Source organism: Labrys monachus (assembly GCF_030814655.1).
Classification (GTDB): domain Bacteria; phylum Pseudomonadota; class Alphaproteobacteria; order Rhizobiales; family Labraceae; genus Labrys; species Labrys monacha.
Genome location: NZ_JAUSVK010000001.1, coordinates 1,997,010 through 2,011,757, shown reverse-complemented (window position 1 = coordinate 2,011,757; position 14,748 = coordinate 1,997,010). Strand labels below are relative to the sequence as shown.

At 66.8% G+C, this 14,748-nt stretch carries 12 protein-coding genes; 9 read left to right on the top strand and 3 right to left on the bottom strand.

Annotation, left to right across the window (positions count from 1 at the left end):
- Positions 1–43 precede the first annotated feature (43 nt).
- Entirely contained in the window at positions 44–1,645 is a 1,602-nt protein-coding gene (locus tag J3R73_RS09115; protein WP_307425321.1) for an ABC transporter substrate-binding protein, read from the bottom strand.
- A gap of 180 nt (positions 1,646–1,825) precedes the next feature.
- Between J3R73_RS09115 and J3R73_RS09110 the strand changes: the two genes are divergently transcribed.
- Genes J3R73_RS09110 through J3R73_RS09085 form a run of 6 tightly spaced genes read left to right on the top strand, consistent with a single transcriptional unit; the run spans position 1,826 to position 8,032 of the window.
- On the top strand, positions 1,826–2,812 hold the full coding sequence (locus J3R73_RS09110) for a GntR family transcriptional regulator (protein ID WP_307425317.1): 987 nt from the start codon (positions 1,826–1,828) through the stop codon (positions 2,810–2,812).
- The gene (locus J3R73_RS09105; protein ID WP_307425314.1) at positions 2,809–3,510 is read left to right on the top strand and encodes a creatininase family protein; all 702 of its coding nucleotides are present in this window, start codon (positions 2,809–2,811) and stop codon (positions 3,508–3,510) included. Before J3R73_RS09110 ends, J3R73_RS09105 begins: the two co-directional genes overlap by 4 nt.
- Entirely contained in the window at positions 3,507–4,544 is a 1,038-nt protein-coding gene (locus tag J3R73_RS09100) for a ketopantoate reductase family protein (RefSeq protein ID WP_307425312.1), read from the top strand. The genes J3R73_RS09105 and J3R73_RS09100 overlap by 4 nt, the downstream gene beginning before the upstream one ends.
- Complete coding sequence (locus J3R73_RS09095; RefSeq protein WP_307425310.1) at positions 4,541–5,299, top strand: SDR family NAD(P)-dependent oxidoreductase; 759 nt, start codon at positions 4,541–4,543, stop codon at positions 5,297–5,299. Before J3R73_RS09100 ends, J3R73_RS09095 begins: the two co-directional genes overlap by 4 nt.
- The gene (locus J3R73_RS09090) at positions 5,296–6,693 is read left to right on the top strand and encodes a dipeptidase (protein WP_307425306.1); all 1,398 of its coding nucleotides are present in this window, start codon (positions 5,296–5,298) and stop codon (positions 6,691–6,693) included. Before J3R73_RS09095 ends, J3R73_RS09090 begins: the two co-directional genes overlap by 4 nt.
- Positions 6,686–8,032 carry an amidase gene (locus tag J3R73_RS09085; protein ID WP_307425303.1) on the top strand — a complete coding sequence of 449 codons (1,347 nt, stop codon included), beginning with the start codon at positions 6,686–6,688 and terminating at the stop codon, positions 8,030–8,032. The genes J3R73_RS09090 and J3R73_RS09085 overlap by 8 nt, the downstream gene beginning before the upstream one ends.
- 185 nt (positions 8,033–8,217) lie before the next feature.
- Here J3R73_RS09085 and J3R73_RS09080 read toward each other — a convergent pair.
- Positions 8,218–9,173 (bottom strand): IS630 family transposase gene (locus J3R73_RS09080; RefSeq protein ID WP_307421350.1). Its coding sequence is split into 2 segments (ribosomal slippage): positions 8,218–8,825 and positions 8,825–9,173, totalling 957 coding nucleotides; the frame shifts between segments, so codons are not numbered across the junction.
- Positions 9,174–9,380: 207 nt separating this feature from the next.
- Positions 9,381–10,460: an IS5 family transposase gene (locus tag J3R73_RS09075; protein WP_307424647.1), complete on the bottom strand. Its 1,080-nt coding sequence runs from the start codon at positions 10,458–10,460 to the stop codon at positions 9,381–9,383.
- A 207-nt stretch (positions 10,461–10,667) separates the two neighbouring features.
- Between J3R73_RS09075 and J3R73_RS09070 the strand changes: the two genes are divergently transcribed.
- The 3 genes from J3R73_RS09070 to J3R73_RS09060 all read left to right on the top strand — a co-directional run bounded on the left by J3R73_RS09070 (position 10,668) and on the right by J3R73_RS09060 (position 14,746).
- Positions 10,668–12,464 (top strand): NAD(P)/FAD-dependent oxidoreductase, encoded by a 1,797-nt coding sequence (locus J3R73_RS09070; RefSeq protein WP_307425301.1) that lies wholly within the window; start codon positions 10,668–10,670, stop codon positions 12,462–12,464.
- A gap of 438 nt (positions 12,465–12,902) precedes the next feature.
- On the top strand, positions 12,903–13,934 hold the full coding sequence (locus J3R73_RS09065) for an aldo/keto reductase (protein WP_307425298.1): 1,032 nt from the start codon (positions 12,903–12,905) through the stop codon (positions 13,932–13,934).
- 86 nt (positions 13,935–14,020) lie between these two features.
- Positions 14,021–14,746: a GntR family transcriptional regulator gene (locus J3R73_RS09060; protein WP_307425296.1), complete on the top strand. Its 726-nt coding sequence runs from the start codon at positions 14,021–14,023 to the stop codon at positions 14,744–14,746.
- Positions 14,747–14,748: the final 2 nt, after the last annotated feature.

Sequence of the window (14,748 nt, the reverse complement as noted above, 5' to 3'; positions counted from 1 at the left end):
CCGCAGCCGAAGCGGAAGGCACGCCACACGGGACGGAGACCGATCACTTCTGGATATAGGTGCCGGAGAAAATGTTGTTTCCGAGCGGGATTTGCAGGAATCCCTTCACGTCTTTCTTCAGCACCACCGGATAGGGCGCCTCATAGAGCGCGATGATCGGCCCGCTCTTGTAGAGCTCCTGGATGCGCGCATATTCGTCGGCGCGCTTCTTCGGATCGAGTTCCTGCTGGGACTGCTCGAACAGCTTGTCGGCCTCTTCGTTCTTCCAGCCCGAATGCTGGGACTCGATCGTCGGCGAATAGGCGAAATAGGAGGTGATCTCGTTGGGATCGGCGATGTCGTCGGTCCAGTAGCCGAGGCGCATGGAGAAATCGCCGTCGCGGTAGCGGCTTTCCAGCGTAGCGTTGTCGACCTGCTCGATATTGAGGGTGACGCCGATCGGTGCCCACATCTGCTGCAGAGCGGTGGCGATGCCGATCTCGTCGACATTGCCGGCGATGACCAGACAGGAGAAGCTGAACCCCTTCTCGAACCCGGCCTCCTTCATCAGTTCCTTGGCCTTGTCGACATCGACGGGGAACCAGGTGCCCTGCCCGACATGGAGAGGCGTCGCCGCGGACATGAAACTGCTCATCGGCGTGCCCACGCCATGGGTGACGATCGCGATGATCGCATCCTTGTCGGCGGCATAATTGAGCGCGAGCCGCACCTTCTCGCTGGAGAGCGGATTGTCGGAGCCGTTCTTCAGCTTGGGCCGGACGTTGAGATTGCCGTAGGTCACCTTGGTGGAGGGAAACAGCTCCATGTTGAGCTTGTCGTCGGCCTTCAATTCCTCGACGCGGCTGAATGGGACGAATTCGGACGCGTCCAGTTCTCCCGACTGCACCTTGAGGATGCGGGTGGCGTCGTCGGGGATGACCTCGAACTTGATGCCGTCGAGATAGGGCAGCGGTTTGCCGTCGTCGCCCATGCGCCAGTAATAGGGATTCTTCACCAGCGTCATCTCGGAGCCGTGGCTCCAGGACTGCAGCATGAAGGCGCCCGACCCGACGGGATGCTCGCCGAACGCCTTGGCCTTGTCGGCGTCCGTGGCTCCCGGCTGCGCCTCGAACACTTTTTCGGGCAGGATGGCGGTGTTGAACACGGTCAGCGCATGGATGATGGCCGGATCCGGGTTCTTCAGGTTCAGCACGACCGTCTTGGGGTCCTTGATGTCGACCGAGCCTACCGAGGCGACGAGAAAGCTCCATATGCCGTTCTTGGGGTCGCGCGCCCGGTCCAGCGACCATTTGACGTCGTCGGCCGTGATCGGCGAGCCGTCGGAGAATTTGGCGCCCTCGCGCAAAGTCAGGGTCACCGCCTTGCCGTCCGGCGAAAGGCTCCAGGCCGTGGCGAGGCCCGGCTGCACGTCCTTGCCGTCGTCGGTGGGCAGCAGGAGGGTATCGTAGAGGTTGGACAGGATCCAGATGTCGACATTGGCGTCGTTGAGCACGGGATCGAGGAACAGGCTGTCGGCATAGCGGCCATAGACGAGCGTGCCGCCTCGCGGCGCCGCCGCGGCGGGAGCGAGGCTGGCCGCCATGGCCGCCAGGCTGATGCCGGCCATGAGCGTCGTGGCGGCCGCGAATCGTACAATGCTCTTCATCGTCATCCCCTCAAATGCCAACCGTTCTAGTTTCCCAGTACGCTAGACCCCGCTCCGGCGACCTGTCAATTCACGGGATTGGCAGAAATTTCGGCAGGTTCTGCGCCTTTTTTGAGCAATGCATCCAATTGAAGCGCCGGGAAAAACTGTGCTAGCCATCTAGAACGGATAAAGCATGCCATGGCCCTTACAGTCGACCGCGACCTTCCCGTCCCGCTGAGCGCACAGCTGCGCGGCCTCATCGAATACGGCATCACCTGCGGGGAGCTGTCGCCGGGCGCGCGCCTGCCTTCGGTGCGCGAGCTCGCCGAGGAAGCCGGCGTCGCCCCGATGACGGTCAGCCAGGTCTATCGGGATCTCAAGGAGGCCGGCCTGATCGAGACGCGGGCGGGATCGGGCACCTTCGTGGCGCAGCGCGATTTCGGCGTGAGCAGCACCGACAGCCGCGTGACGGACCTCCACCGCAGCATCGATGCGCTCATCGACGAGGGGCTGGCGCTCGGGCTGCGCCTCAGCGACATTGCGGGTCTGATCGGGGCGAGGCTGTCGAACCGCCATGCCCGCGCCCGGGTGCAGCACATCGTGCTGGTCGGCATCTTTGCGGCGGCGACTGCCGGCTACGCCCAGGCCGTTGCCGAAAATTTGGGCTCGCTCGCAACGGTCGAGGCGGTCACCATCGACGCGCTCGAACAAAGCGAGGAAGCCCGCCGGCGGGCGATGAGCGCCGATCTCGTGCTCACCATGGCACATCGCCGGCGCGACGTCGCCGCCCTGCTGCCGCGCCAGCGCGTCATCGCCATCCGGTTCATTCCCTCGGAGGCGACGCGGCGCGCCCTCGCCTCGATCGCGCCGCTCGCCAGCGTCCTGTGCGTTTCGCGCTTTCCCGAATTCCTGCCGATGATGAAGCCGGGCGTGCAGCGCTTCGCCGCGCATGTGAACTCGATCGCGGCGACCGTGGTCGACGCGCCGGATCTCGACGGGCTGATCGGCGCGCATGACGTCGTGGTCTATGCCACCGGCGCCGAGTCCGTGCTCGATCGACTGGGGCCGCAGCGCACGGCCATCGAATACAGGCACATGCCCGATCCGGGCGACATCGAGCGGCTCGTCCGGCCGCTCATCGATGCCGGGAGCGCTCCGGCCGCAGCAGACAGGAAGGCGTCATGAAGATCAGCGATATGAACTGGCCGCAGGTCGAGGAATATCTGAAGCACGACGACCGCGCCATCCTGCCGCTCGGCAGCACCGAGCAGCATGCCTGGCTGAGCCTGTCGGTGGACTCGATCCTCTCCGAGCGCGTCGCGATCGAGGCGGCCGAGCCGCTCGGCATCCCCGTCTTCCCGGTGCTGGCCTATGGCGTCACGCCCTATTTCCTCGCTTATCCCGGTTCGGTGAGCCTGCGCGTGGCGACCTATGTCGCCATCGTCCGCGACGTCCTCGACAGCCTCTATCATCAGGGCTTCCGCCGCATCCTCCTCGTCAACGGCCATGGCGGCAACCAGCCGGCCGGCAGCCTCGCCATCGAATGGATGGCCGACCATCCCGACGCAGCGGTGAAGTTCCACAATTGGTGGGCGGCCCCCGCGACGATGGGCAAGGTCAAGGAGATCGATCCGGTCGCCTCGCACGCCTCCTGGATGGAGAATTTTCCGTGGACGCGGCTGAAGGATGCCGTCCTGCCGACGCAGCAGAAGCCGATGATCGATTTCGAGCGCCTGCGCGTGCTCAGCCCCGAAGGCGTGCGCGCCTATCTCGGCGACGGCAATTTCGGCGGCTATTACGAGCGTCCCGACGAGGACATGCTGGCGATCTGGTCGCTCGCCGTGGCGGAGACGCGCGGCCTCATCGAGGGGCCCTGGCAATGAGCGGCGGCCCCATCCTGGTCTGGGGCGCGGGCGCCATCGGCGCCACCCTCGGTGCCGCCTTCATTCGTGCCGGCGAGGAGGTCGTCTTCGTCGACGCCGCCGCCGACCATGTCGCGGCGATCAACGCGGCGGGCCTCGCCATCACCGGCCCGGTCGATCCGCACCATGTCACGGCACGTGCCTTCGTACCCGAGGCGGTGGAAGGCACCTATGACCGCATCGTGCTGGCGGTGAAGTCGCACCACACCGCCGCCACCCTCGGCGGCGTCGCCCGGCACCTCGCGCCCGGCGGCTTCGTCGTCTCGGCCCAGAACGGCCTCGAGGAGCATCGCATCGCCGCGGCGATCGGAGCGGAACGCACCGTCGGCTGCTTCGTGAATTTCGGCGCCGACTACATGGAACCGGGCGTCGTGCTCTATGGCGGGCGCGGCGCCGTCGTGGTCGGCGAGATCGACGGCCGGCTGACGCCGCGCCTCGACGAGGTCTTCGCCCTGTTCCGCAAATTCGACCGCGACGCCATCCGTACCGCCAACATCTGGGGCTATCTGTGGGCCAAGCTCGTCTACGGAGCCATGCTGTTCGCCACCGCGCTGACCAATGACAGCATCGCCGACGTCCTCGCCATCGAGCGCCACCGGCCGATGCTGGTGAAGCTCGCCCATGAGATCCAGGCGGTGGCGGCGGCTGAAGGCATCCGGCTCGAAGCCTTCAACGGCTTCGATCCCGCGGCCTTCGCCCCCGACGCCCCCTACGCCGTGGCCGCACGCTCCTTCGACGAGATGGTCGCCCACAACCGGAAATCCGCCAAGTCGCATTCCGGCATCTGGCGCGATCTCGCCGTCCGCAAGCGGCGCACCGAGGTCGACGCGCAGCTCGGGCCGATCATCGAGTTCGGGCGCCGGCACGGCGTCGCGACGCCGATCGTCGAGGGCGTGATCGAGCGCATCCACGACATCGAGGAGGGCCGGCGCCAGCTCGACCTCGCCTGGCTCGACGAACTCGACGCCATCGCCGACGCAGGAGCCGCCGCATGAACATCGACCTGTCCGGCCGGACCGCCCTCGTCACCGGCGCGGCGCACGGCTTCGGCCGCGCCATCGCCGTCGCGCTCGCCCGGGAGGGCTGCCGGGTGTTCGCCTGCGACATCCTGGCGGACGAATTGCCGGAGACGGCGCGGCTCGCCGGCCCGAACTGCGAGGCGCGCAGGCTCGACGTCTCCAAGCATGAAGCCGTCCAAGCCGTGGTGGCCGAGATCGAAACCCTGACCTCGGGCGTCGACATCCTCGTCAACAATGCCGGCGGCGTGCTCGGCCAGGTCGGGCGGCCGATCGAGGCGATCACGCCGACCGACTGGCAGGCGATCTTCGACGTCAACCTGACCGGCGCCTTCCTGATGACGCAGGCGGTGGCGCCGGCCATGAAGCGCAAGGGCTCGGGCCGCATCGTCAACATCTCCTCCGGCGCCGGGCTCGGCATCAGCCTGACCGGCATCCAGGCCTATGCCAGCGCCAAGGCCGGCCAGATCGGCCTCACCCGGCAATTGGCGCATGAGCTCGGGCCGTTCGGTATCACCGTCAACAATGTCGCGCCGGGCTTCGTGCGCTCCAATCCGACGACGGAGCGCCAATGGGAGGCGATGGGCGAGGCCGGCCAGCGCAAGCTGATCGACAACATCGCCCTGAAGAAGCTCGGTTCGCCGCAGGACATCGTCAACGCCGTGCTGTTCTTCGCCTCCGACCTCGCCGGCTGGATCACCGGCCAGGTCCTCAGCGTGGACGGCGGCAAATGAGCGGGGATCTCGCAGCCATCGAAGCCGCGCTCGCCGCGGGCGAGGCCGGCTTCATCCAGGAATTGATGGCCTTCTGCCGCATCCCGAGCGTGAGCGCCGATCCGGCCTATCGCGACGGCATCGCCGAGGCCGCCCGTTTCGTCGCCGGCCGGCTCGAACGCGCCGGCTTCGACGACGTGGCCATCGTTCCCACCGGCGGCCACCCCGTCGTCACGGGCGGGTGGTGCCGGGCGCCCGGCGCCCCCACCGTGCTCGTCTACGGCCATTACGACGTCCAGCCGCCCGATCCGCTGGAGCGCTGGACCAGCCCGCCCTTCGAGCCGACCCTGCGCGACGACCGCCTCTATGCCCGCGGCATTTCCGACGACAAGGGCCCCCTGCTCATCCCGATCCTGGCGGCCGAGGCCTGGCTCAGGCAGCACGGCTCTTTGCCAGTCAACCTCAAATTCCTGATCGAGGGCGAGGAGGAATCCGGCAGCCCGCATTTCGAGGCGGCGGTGGCGGCGCTCGCCGAGGAACTCGCCTGCGACCTCGTCGTCTCCGCCGACGGCGCCATGTGGCGCGCCGACCTGCCGTCGGTGACGGTCGCGAGCCGCGGCATGACGGCGCTCGACGTCATCGTCCACAGCGCCGCGAAGGACCTGCATTCGGGCCGGCACGGCGGCAGCGCCCCCAATCCGGTCCGGGCGCTCGTTCGCCTGCTGGCGAGCCTGCACGAGGAGGACGGCAAGGTTGCCGTCGAAGGCTTCCATGACGGCATCGTCCCGCCGGATCCAGCCATCGTCGAGGCGATCGACGCCGTGGATTTCGACGCCCGCGCCTATTTCGAGGGCATCGGCGCGCCGGCGCCGGAGCCCCTGCCCGCCGGCCGCGACCTGCTGATCCGCCAATGGCTGGAGCCGACGCTGGAGTTCAACGGCATCAGCGGCGGCTATGCCGGTGCCGGCACCAAGACGGTGATCCCCTCGCAGGCCCAGGCCAAGATCACCTGCCGCCTGGTCGCCGGGCAGGATCCGGCGGCGGTGCGGGAGGCGATCCGACGCCACCTGCAGGCGCGGCTGCCGAGCGGCTATCGGCTCGAAACGGTCGAGCACGGGCCGGGCTCGCCGGCCTTCGCGCTCGATCCCGACGACCGCGGCCTGCGCATGACGCAGGACATCCTCGGCGAACTGCTCGGGCGCCGGCCCCTGCGCGTCGCCATGGGCGCCACCATCCCGATCGGCGCGGTCTTCCGGAGCCGATTGGGGGCGCCCACCGTGTTCTTCTCCTTCTCGACCTCGGACGAGGACTATCACGCCCCCAACGAGTTCTTCCGCCTCGCCAATTTCCGCCTTGGGCTCGTCGCCTGGGCCCGCCTCATCGACCGGCTGAAGGAGCTCAAGGGCCATGGCTGACGCATCCGCATTCGCCTATGCCGGCGTGGCCGCCATCGGGGCCGCCTTCCGGGACGGCTCGCTGTCGCCGCGCGCGCTCGTCGAGGCCGCGCTGGCGCGCCTCGACCGGCTGGAGCCGCGGCTCAACGCCGTGATCGATCCGCTGCGCGACCTCGCTTTCGCCATGGCGGCCCGGGCGCAGGATGAATTGAAGGCCGGCCGCGACCGCGGGCCGCTGCACGGCATCCCCGTCGCCATCAAGGACATCATCGACATCGAGGGCGTGCCGACCGGCTATGCCACCCGGGCGCTCGATCCCGCTTTGCCCGAGCAGGATGCAGCCCTGGTCGCGCGGCTGCGCGCAGCCGGCGCCGTCTTCCTCGGCAAGACCAACCTGCTCGAATTCGCCTATGGCATCGCCCATCCGGCCCTCGGCCAGACCAACAATCCCTTCGACACCGGCCGCACCTCGGGCGGGTCGAGCGGCGGCTCGGCGGCGCTGGTCTCCGCCGGCATCGTGCCGCTCGCCGTCGGCACCGACACCGGCGGCTCGATCCGCATTCCCGCCGCCTATTGCGGCATCGTCGGCCTCAAGCCGAGCTACGGCGCCGTCTCGACGCAGGGCGTGTTCCCGCTCTCCTGGTCGCTCGACCATGCCGGCCCCCTCGCCCGCAGCGTGGCGGACGCCGCCTTCCTGCTCGGCGGCCTGACCGGCAGCCCTGTTGCGCTGGCGCCGCGCCGGATCGAGGGGCTGCGCATCGGCCTCCTCGAACCGCATCTCGCCTCGCCTTTGGTCAGGCCCGGCGTCTCGGCCGCGGTCGAGGCGGCGGTCGCGCGCCTGGTCGAGGCCGGCGCCACGGCCCGGCCGGTCTCCTTCGAAGGCCATGAGCGGGTATCGGCGGAGCTGATCGCCATCCTGCATCCGGAGGCCAGCCTCATCCACGAGCCGATCCTCGCGCGGCGTCCGGAAGGCTATGCGCCCGGCACGCGCGCGCAGGTCGAGGCCGGCTTCGGGGTGCCGGCGACCGACTATGTGCGGGCGCAGCGCTTCCGCGCCGGGCTCACCGAGACGATCGAGGCCCTTTTCGCCGAATTCGACGTCCTGCTCAGCCCCTCCGTCGCCTTCGTCTCCCCGATCGAGGATCCAGCGATCGGCGGCGAGGACGGCGACGCCGAAGGCCTGTCCTCCGGCCTCGCCAACATGACCGGCCAGCCCGCCATCAGCCTCCCCTGCGGCCTGAGCGAGGGCCTGCCCGTCGGCCTCCAGCTCATGGGCCGCCGCGGCGACGATGCCGGACTGCTCTCGGCCGCCGCGGCGGTGGAAGCCGTGCTGGGCTTCACGGCCAGGCCGGCGCTGTGAAGGGCGCCCTCCCGGATGCCTGCCGCCCTTATGAGGGCTGATCGGAGGTGTTTTCCCGGCGCGGGACGTCTCGTTCGCGCCGGGGAACGCAGCGGCTGCGGTTGAAAAGAGCGGACGAGACGTCCCCGCACCCGGCGGTAACGCCGAAACGGGGCCGGCATGCCGGAAAATTAGAGCGAAATTGTTCAGACTGTAGAATATCCAGCATTAGAGAAGTAATTTCTGCATTCGGACGGGGAGAAGCGCGGGAGAGTTTTGGCGATTTCGTCCCAGAGATCGTGGATGGATCGGGTTGCAGCCGCGCGCAGGAGAGCTTTGAGCTTTGCGAAGAGGTTCTCGATCGGATTGAGATCGGGGGAGTAGGCGGGCAAGTAAAGCAGTTCCGCCCCTGCGGCCTCGATGGCTTGGCGCACACCCGGGACTTTGTGGCTGCTCAGATTGTCCATGATGACGATATCGCCGTAATTGAGGGTGGGAACGAGGATCTGCGCGACATAGGCCTTGAAGCAATCGCCGTTGACTGGGCCGTCGAGCACGCAGGGAGCTGTCAATCCCCCGCTGCGCAGAGCGCCAATGAAGGTCGTGGTTTTCCAATGGCCATGCGGCACGTAGTCGATCAGGCGCTGTCCGCGCTTGCACCTGCCGTAGTGGCGCGCCATCGCGGTCGAGGCCCAGGTCTCGTCAATGAAGACCAGACGCGAGGGCCTCAGCCAGATTTGGTTGCTGTGCCATTTGCGGCGAGCGGCCGCGACATCGGGGCGTTTTTGCTCGCTGGCGTGGATCGTCTTTTTTTATATGTCAGCCCAAGCCGCTTGAGCATATGCCACATCGGGGCATGGCTGATGCTGACCCCCAATTCTTCCTCCGCCCAGGCCCGCAGATCCGCGACACGCGCATCCGGATCCGCCGCGACCTTGGCCCGCAGAACCTCTTCATGCTTGGCAAGCTTGAGCGGAACATGATTGCGCTGGGGGCGGGCACTGACCTCCCCCGTCGCGCACCGCCGCGCTGCCGCCTTGTAGATGTAGGACACACTCACCCTGAAGATTGGTGCGATCGTGCTCGCCGACATCCCGCTATCCAGCGCCCCAAGCACACGATCTCGCAAATCCTGCGAATAGGCTTCACCACGCTTCGTCATGCTTCATCTCCGGAATAGCCCGGAAACCTATGAATCACACTAAGCCATCCAGTGGAATCCCTTCCGATTCCACTCAGACAAATTCCGCTCTAACAGGCTGCGGAAATTGACATCTGTATAGGTGATTTTCGTTTTTGCTCATGCAGTTGGAGTGGGATTTCTGACGGATTTGGATCGGGTATCGATGCGTTTTTCCGGTATTCCGGTTCAAGTCGTTGCGAAGAGTTTGGGAAGTCGGATGAGGTTGTAGGCTGCGGCTCTGAGAGTGAACATCCATCCGACCCGTTCTTGGCCTCGGTGTTTTGTTTGCCGGAAGCCGCCGGCTTCCTTGATCCAGCCGAACGGCTCTTCGATGCGTTTGCGGATCGTCTGGCTGAGGGCATATCCGGGGTGGCGTGTCGTGCGCCGATCGATGGCTGACCGGCGGTTGGTGGCGTTCTGCGCGACATGCGGCGTCACGCCGAGAGCGCGCAACCTGGCCACATGCGCAGCGACGTCATAGGCCTTGTCGGCGCCCAGGGTGACACGGCCGGCCGGCGCGGCGTCCTCGATCATCGCCTCGGCCGCCGCCCGCTCGGCCCAGCCGGTGGCCTTCGTCAGTTCGGCATCGACGATGAGGCCGTTGCGGTTCTCCATGAGGACATGGCCGAGATAGGCCAGCTTGGCGGGCTGGCCGTCCGCCTTGCGATAAAGCCGGGCATCCGGGTCGGTGGTGCTCTCATGGGTCTCGTTGGAGCGCTTCTCGCCCCGGAAATCGCGCTCGCCATTGCGGCCCGGCCCGGGCGGTGACCCGCTGCCATCCTTGGGCTGAAAGCTCTTCATCGACGCCCAGGCGGCGATCAGCGTGCCGTCCACCGAAAAATGCTCGCTCGACAGCAAGGGCTTGACCTGCGGATCGGCCAGGATCGCAAGCAGAAATTCCCGCGCGATGTCGCCCTCCAAAAGCCGGTCGCGGTTCTTGGTGAACACCGTCACATCCCAGATCGGCGCATCCATCGACAGGCCGATGAACCAGCGGAACAGCATGTTGTAGCGCACCTGCTCCATGAGCTGGCGCTCGGAACGGATGCCGAAGAAGGCCTGCACCAACAAGGCCCGCAGCAGTTTCTCCGGTGCGATCGAGGCGCGGCCATACGGCGAATAGAGCTTCGAGAACGGCTCGGACAACCGTTCGAGAGCCGCGTTCACCACAAGGCGGATGGCACGTAGCGGATGATCGCGAGGAACAAGCGATTCAGGGCTCTGATAACTAAAGAGCGCACCCGTCTGTTCATCCGATCCGCGCATCAGCCCCTCCAAGCAATCCACAACAATCAGTGAATCAGATCGCTCGCGCTTCGGGTAGTGAATTTCCGCAGCCTGCTAACCCGGGTTCGAAGCCCGGCATTTGTCGTTCGGACGCTTGATCTTGCCTGCCGACTGTCGCAGGCTCCGGGTCACAAGGCGTGCTCCCGCAGAAGGGCACCCGTTTCATGTTCCGGGAAGAGACGACTCATGGATGGCTCACAGGCGACGCATCACCTCTCCACATGGCTCGACCAGTTCGGCGCCGCATTGGCGGCGAACGACAGGCAGGCGGTGCTGTCTCTCTTCAACGACGACTGCTACTGGCGCGACCTTCTCGCCTTCAGCTGGAATCTCCATACCGCGGAGGGCAAGCCCGCCGTGGCGGCGATGCTCGACGCCACCCTGGAGCAGGCCCGGCCGAGCGGCTTCGCGCCCTCGGGCGAGACGGCGACGGCCGACGGCGTCGTCGAAGGCTGGTTCGATTTCGAGACGCAGGCGGCCCGCTGCAAGGCCCATCTGCGCCTGCGGGGCGGCAAGGCATGGACGCTGCTCACCTCGATGGAGGAGCTCAAGGGATTCGAGGAGAAGAAGGGGCGCAACCGCGTCTTCGGCGCCGAGCATGGCATCCATCGCAACCGCAAGACCTGGCTCGAACGCCGGCAGGAGGAAGAGGCCGCACTCGGCCGCGAGCGCCAGCCCTATTGCCTGATCGTCGGCGCCGGCCAGGGCGGCCTGGCGCTCGGCGCCCGCCTCAAGCGGCTCGGCGTGCCCACCATCCTGGTCGAGGCGCTGGAGCGCCCGGGCGATTCCTGGCGCCGGCGCTACAAGTCGCTCTGCCTGCACGATCCGGTCTGGTACGACCACATGCCCTATCTGCCCTTCCCGGGCGACTGGCCCGTCTACACGCCCAAGGACAAGATGGCGGACTGGCTGGAGAGCTATGCCCGGATCATGGAGCTCGACGTCTGGACCTCGACGGCGTGCCGGCAGGCCTCCTTCGACGCCGGCAGCGGCACATGGACGGTGGAGGTCGTGCGCGACGGCACGCCGGTGACGCTGCACCCCAGACAGCTGGTGCTGGCCACGGGCATGTCGGGCCTGCCCAACCAGCCGGATTTTCCGGGCATGCAGCGCTTCGGCGGCGAACAGTATCATTCGAGCCGCTACCGGAGCAGCGAGGCCTATCGCGGCCGCAAATGCGTCGTCATCGGCTCGAACAATTCGGCCCACGACATCTGCGCCGACCTCTGGGAGAATGGCGCCGACGTCACCATGGTGCAGCGCAGCTCCACCCATGTCGCCTCGTCGGACGCGCTGTTCCGGCACGGCACCAGCAAGCTCTATTCGGAAGCGGCGCTTGAGCGCGGCATCACCACCGACAAGGCGGACCTGCTCAACGCGTCGGTGCCCTATGGCCTGTTGCCCGAACTGCTGAGGCCGGTCACCGCCGCCATCCGGGCCGATGACGCCGACCTGCTGCGCCGGCTGGAAAAAGTGGGATTCCTGCTCGATTTCGGCGACGACGAGTCGGGGCTGTTCCTCAAATATATGCGCCGCGGCTCGGGCTACTACATCGATGTCGGTGCCTCCGAACTGATCGCCAACGGCGACATCAAGCTGAAGAGCGGCGTCGGGATCCGGGAGATCACGCAAAGCGGCGTCCTGCTCGCCGACGGCACCGAGCTGCCGGCCGATCTGATCGTCTACGCCACCGGCTACGGCTCGATGAACGGCTGGGCCGGCAAGCTGATCTCGCAGGAGGTGGCGGACAAGGTCGGCAAGGTCTGGGGACTCGGCTCCGGCACCACCAAGGATCCCGGCCCCTGGGAGGGCGAGCCGCGCAACATGTGGAAGCCGACGCGGCAGGAAGCCCTGTGGTTCCATGGCGGCAACCTGCACCAGTCGCGGCATTATTCCCAATATCTGGCCTTGCAGCTGAAGGCGCGGATGGAAGGCCTGCCGACCCCGGTCTTCGGCATGCCCGAGGTGCACCATCTGAGCTGAGGCGTGCGGAAGGCTGCCTGGGAGCGCGGGCGTCGTGCCCATATGCGCTAACATAAAGGCAAGATCCGCCTTCTCCCGGCTCGGGACACCGCATTTCCTTTGGAAATGCTTGGGGTCCCGGCAGGGGGATGAGGGTCTAAACTTCAACGCAGATAGCTCAATAGTCGCGCTGGTATTGCGGAAGTCTAAACCCTCATCCGGCGCTTCGCGCCACCTTCTCCCGCATGGGAGAAGGAAAATCGCGCTATGGTCGGCAAAGTTAGCGCTTATGGGCGTCTCGCCCGCAGCCGGAAGCACCGCGATCGCCGGCAGACGCACGGGATGCTTCCTGCGATCAGCCGTCGTTCCTGCGGATGGGAAGAGGCGGGCGGGACGTCCGCGCTCCCGGGAAGAACGATCCGGACACGCCGCAACACCTCATCCCTGGAGAGACACCCCATGACGGTTTCCGCCTTGAAGACCCGCCGCCTCGGCCGAGCCCCTGTCTCGGTCTCGGAGCTCGGGCTGGGCACCGCCCCGCTCGGCGATCTCTTCGACGTGGTCGAGGACGACGAGGCGGAGGCGCTGCTCCAGGCCGCATGGGACGGCGGCATCCGTTATTTCGATACCTCGCCCTGGTACGGCAAGGGACAGGCCGAACATCGTGTCGGCCGCGCGCTCTACCGCCGCCCGCGCGGGGAATTCGTGATCTCCAGCAAGGTCGGCCGCACGCTCCGCCGGCCGCTGAAGCCGGGCCCGTTCGAACGCGGCGACTGGCTCGGCGGTCTCGAATTCGATGCGGTGTTCGACTACAGCTATGATGGCATCATGCGCTCCTTCGAGGACAGCCTGCAGCGCCTCGGCATCAACCGCATCGATGTGCTTCTCATCCATGACCTCGATCCCTGGCATTTCAAGCTCGAGGCCAAGGTCGGCGCCTATATGAACCAGCTCTATACCAGCGGCTGGCGGGCCCTGGAGGAGTTGCGCGACCAGGGCGTGATCAAGGGCATCGGCGCCGGCTTCAACACGATGGGGACGATTCCGCGCTATCTCGACCTGTTCGACATCGACTTCTTCCTGATCGCCATGCGCTACACCCTGCTCGAGCAGGACGTGCTGGACGCCGAGTTTCCGCGCTGCGCCGAGCGCGGCGTCGGCATCGTCATCGGCGGCACCTATAATTCGGGCATCCTCGCCACCGGAGCGGTGCCCGGCGCCATGCACAATTACGCGCCGGCCGGGCCGGAGATCCTCGACAAGGTCGCCAGGATGGAGGCGGTGTGCCGGCGCCACGGGGTGCCGCTGGCGGCGGCCGCGCTGCAGTTCCCGCTCGGCCATCCCCTCGTCGCCTCGGTCATTCCCGGCGCGATCAGCCGGCGGCAGGTCGCCCAGAACCTCGCCGCCTTCGCCCATCCCGCCCCCGCCGACCTCTGGGCCGAACTGAAGCATGAGAAGCTGCTGCGCGAGGACGCCCCGGTTCCGGCCTGAGCCCGCATCCGGCCATTGACATCCTCCGCGCGCCGCTCTACCCCTGATTGAACAGGTGTAAACAAGTATAGTATACAGGTGCATATATGGCGCGATCCGTCGCCAGGACAGCCCCCGGAGCAAGCAAGCCCGCACAGATCGCGACGGCGCTCGAACAGGAGATCCGTTCGGGCAAGCTGGGCTTCGGCGACCGCCTCCAAAGCGAGAGCGAACTCGTCCAGCGCTTTTCCGCCAGCCGCAATACTGTCCGCAAGGGCCTCGAAGAACTCTCGAACCGCGGCCTGATCGCCACCAGGGTCGGCATCGGATCCTTCGTCACCTTCGACGGCAAGATCGTCGACGACGCCGTCGGCTGGTCGCGGGCGCTCGCCGATGTCGGCGCCAATGCCGAGACCCGCATCCTCAGGCTCGAGATCATCGAGGATCCCGATCTGGCGGCAAGGCTCGCCTTGGAGAGTCCCTTCTTCATCGCGCTCGACCGCCTGCGCAGCAACGCGGCCGACGGACACGGCATTTCCATCGAACGCAGCCGCCTGCCCCTCACGCCCAAGCTGGAGGAGATCCCGCTGAGGGGCCTGCGCGAAGGCTCGCTCTACGAGACGCTGCGCAGCGTCGGCGTCGTGCCCGATCATGGCGAGGAATGGGTCGACATCGAAATGCTCGACGCCCGGGACGCCGCCGTCCTTGGATGCGCGGAAGGCGCGCCGTTCCTGCGTTCGCGCCGCCTGGCGCGGGACGCCGGCGGCCAGCCGATCGAATATGTCACCAGCCTGCTCAACCCCGCGCATTTCGCGCTCCATCTGGAATTCTGAAC

Excerpts from the sequence above, each read along its gene's own strand:
- J3R73_RS09075 (WP_307424647.1), bottom strand. The coding sequence starts at position 10,460 with ATGCGCGGATCGGATGAACAGACGGGTGCGCTCTTTAGTTATCAGAGC.
- J3R73_RS09070 (WP_307425301.1), top strand. The coding sequence starts at position 10,668 with ATGGATGGCTCACAGGCGACGCATCACCTCTCCACATGGCTCGACCAG.
- J3R73_RS09115 (WP_307425321.1), bottom strand. The coding sequence starts at position 1,645 with ATGAAGAGCATTGTACGATTCGCGGCCGCCACGACGCTCATGGCCGGC.
- J3R73_RS09065 (WP_307425298.1), top strand. The coding sequence starts at position 12,903 with ATGACGGTTTCCGCCTTGAAGACCCGCCGCCTCGGCCGAGCCCCTGTC.
- J3R73_RS09090 (WP_307425306.1), top strand. The coding sequence starts at position 5,296 with ATGAGCGGGGATCTCGCAGCCATCGAAGCCGCGCTCGCCGCGGGCGAG.
- J3R73_RS09110 (WP_307425317.1), top strand. The coding sequence starts at position 1,826 with ATGGCCCTTACAGTCGACCGCGACCTTCCCGTCCCGCTGAGCGCACAG.
- J3R73_RS09060 (WP_307425296.1), top strand. The coding sequence starts at position 14,021 with ATGGCGCGATCCGTCGCCAGGACAGCCCCCGGAGCAAGCAAGCCCGCA.
- J3R73_RS09105 (WP_307425314.1), top strand. The coding sequence starts at position 2,809 with ATGAAGATCAGCGATATGAACTGGCCGCAGGTCGAGGAATATCTGAAG.
- J3R73_RS09085 (WP_307425303.1), top strand. The coding sequence starts at position 6,686 with ATGGCTGACGCATCCGCATTCGCCTATGCCGGCGTGGCCGCCATCGGG.
- J3R73_RS09100 (WP_307425312.1), top strand. The coding sequence starts at position 3,507 with ATGAGCGGCGGCCCCATCCTGGTCTGGGGCGCGGGCGCCATCGGCGCC.
- J3R73_RS09095 (WP_307425310.1), top strand. The coding sequence starts at position 4,541 with ATGAACATCGACCTGTCCGGCCGGACCGCCCTCGTCACCGGCGCGGCG.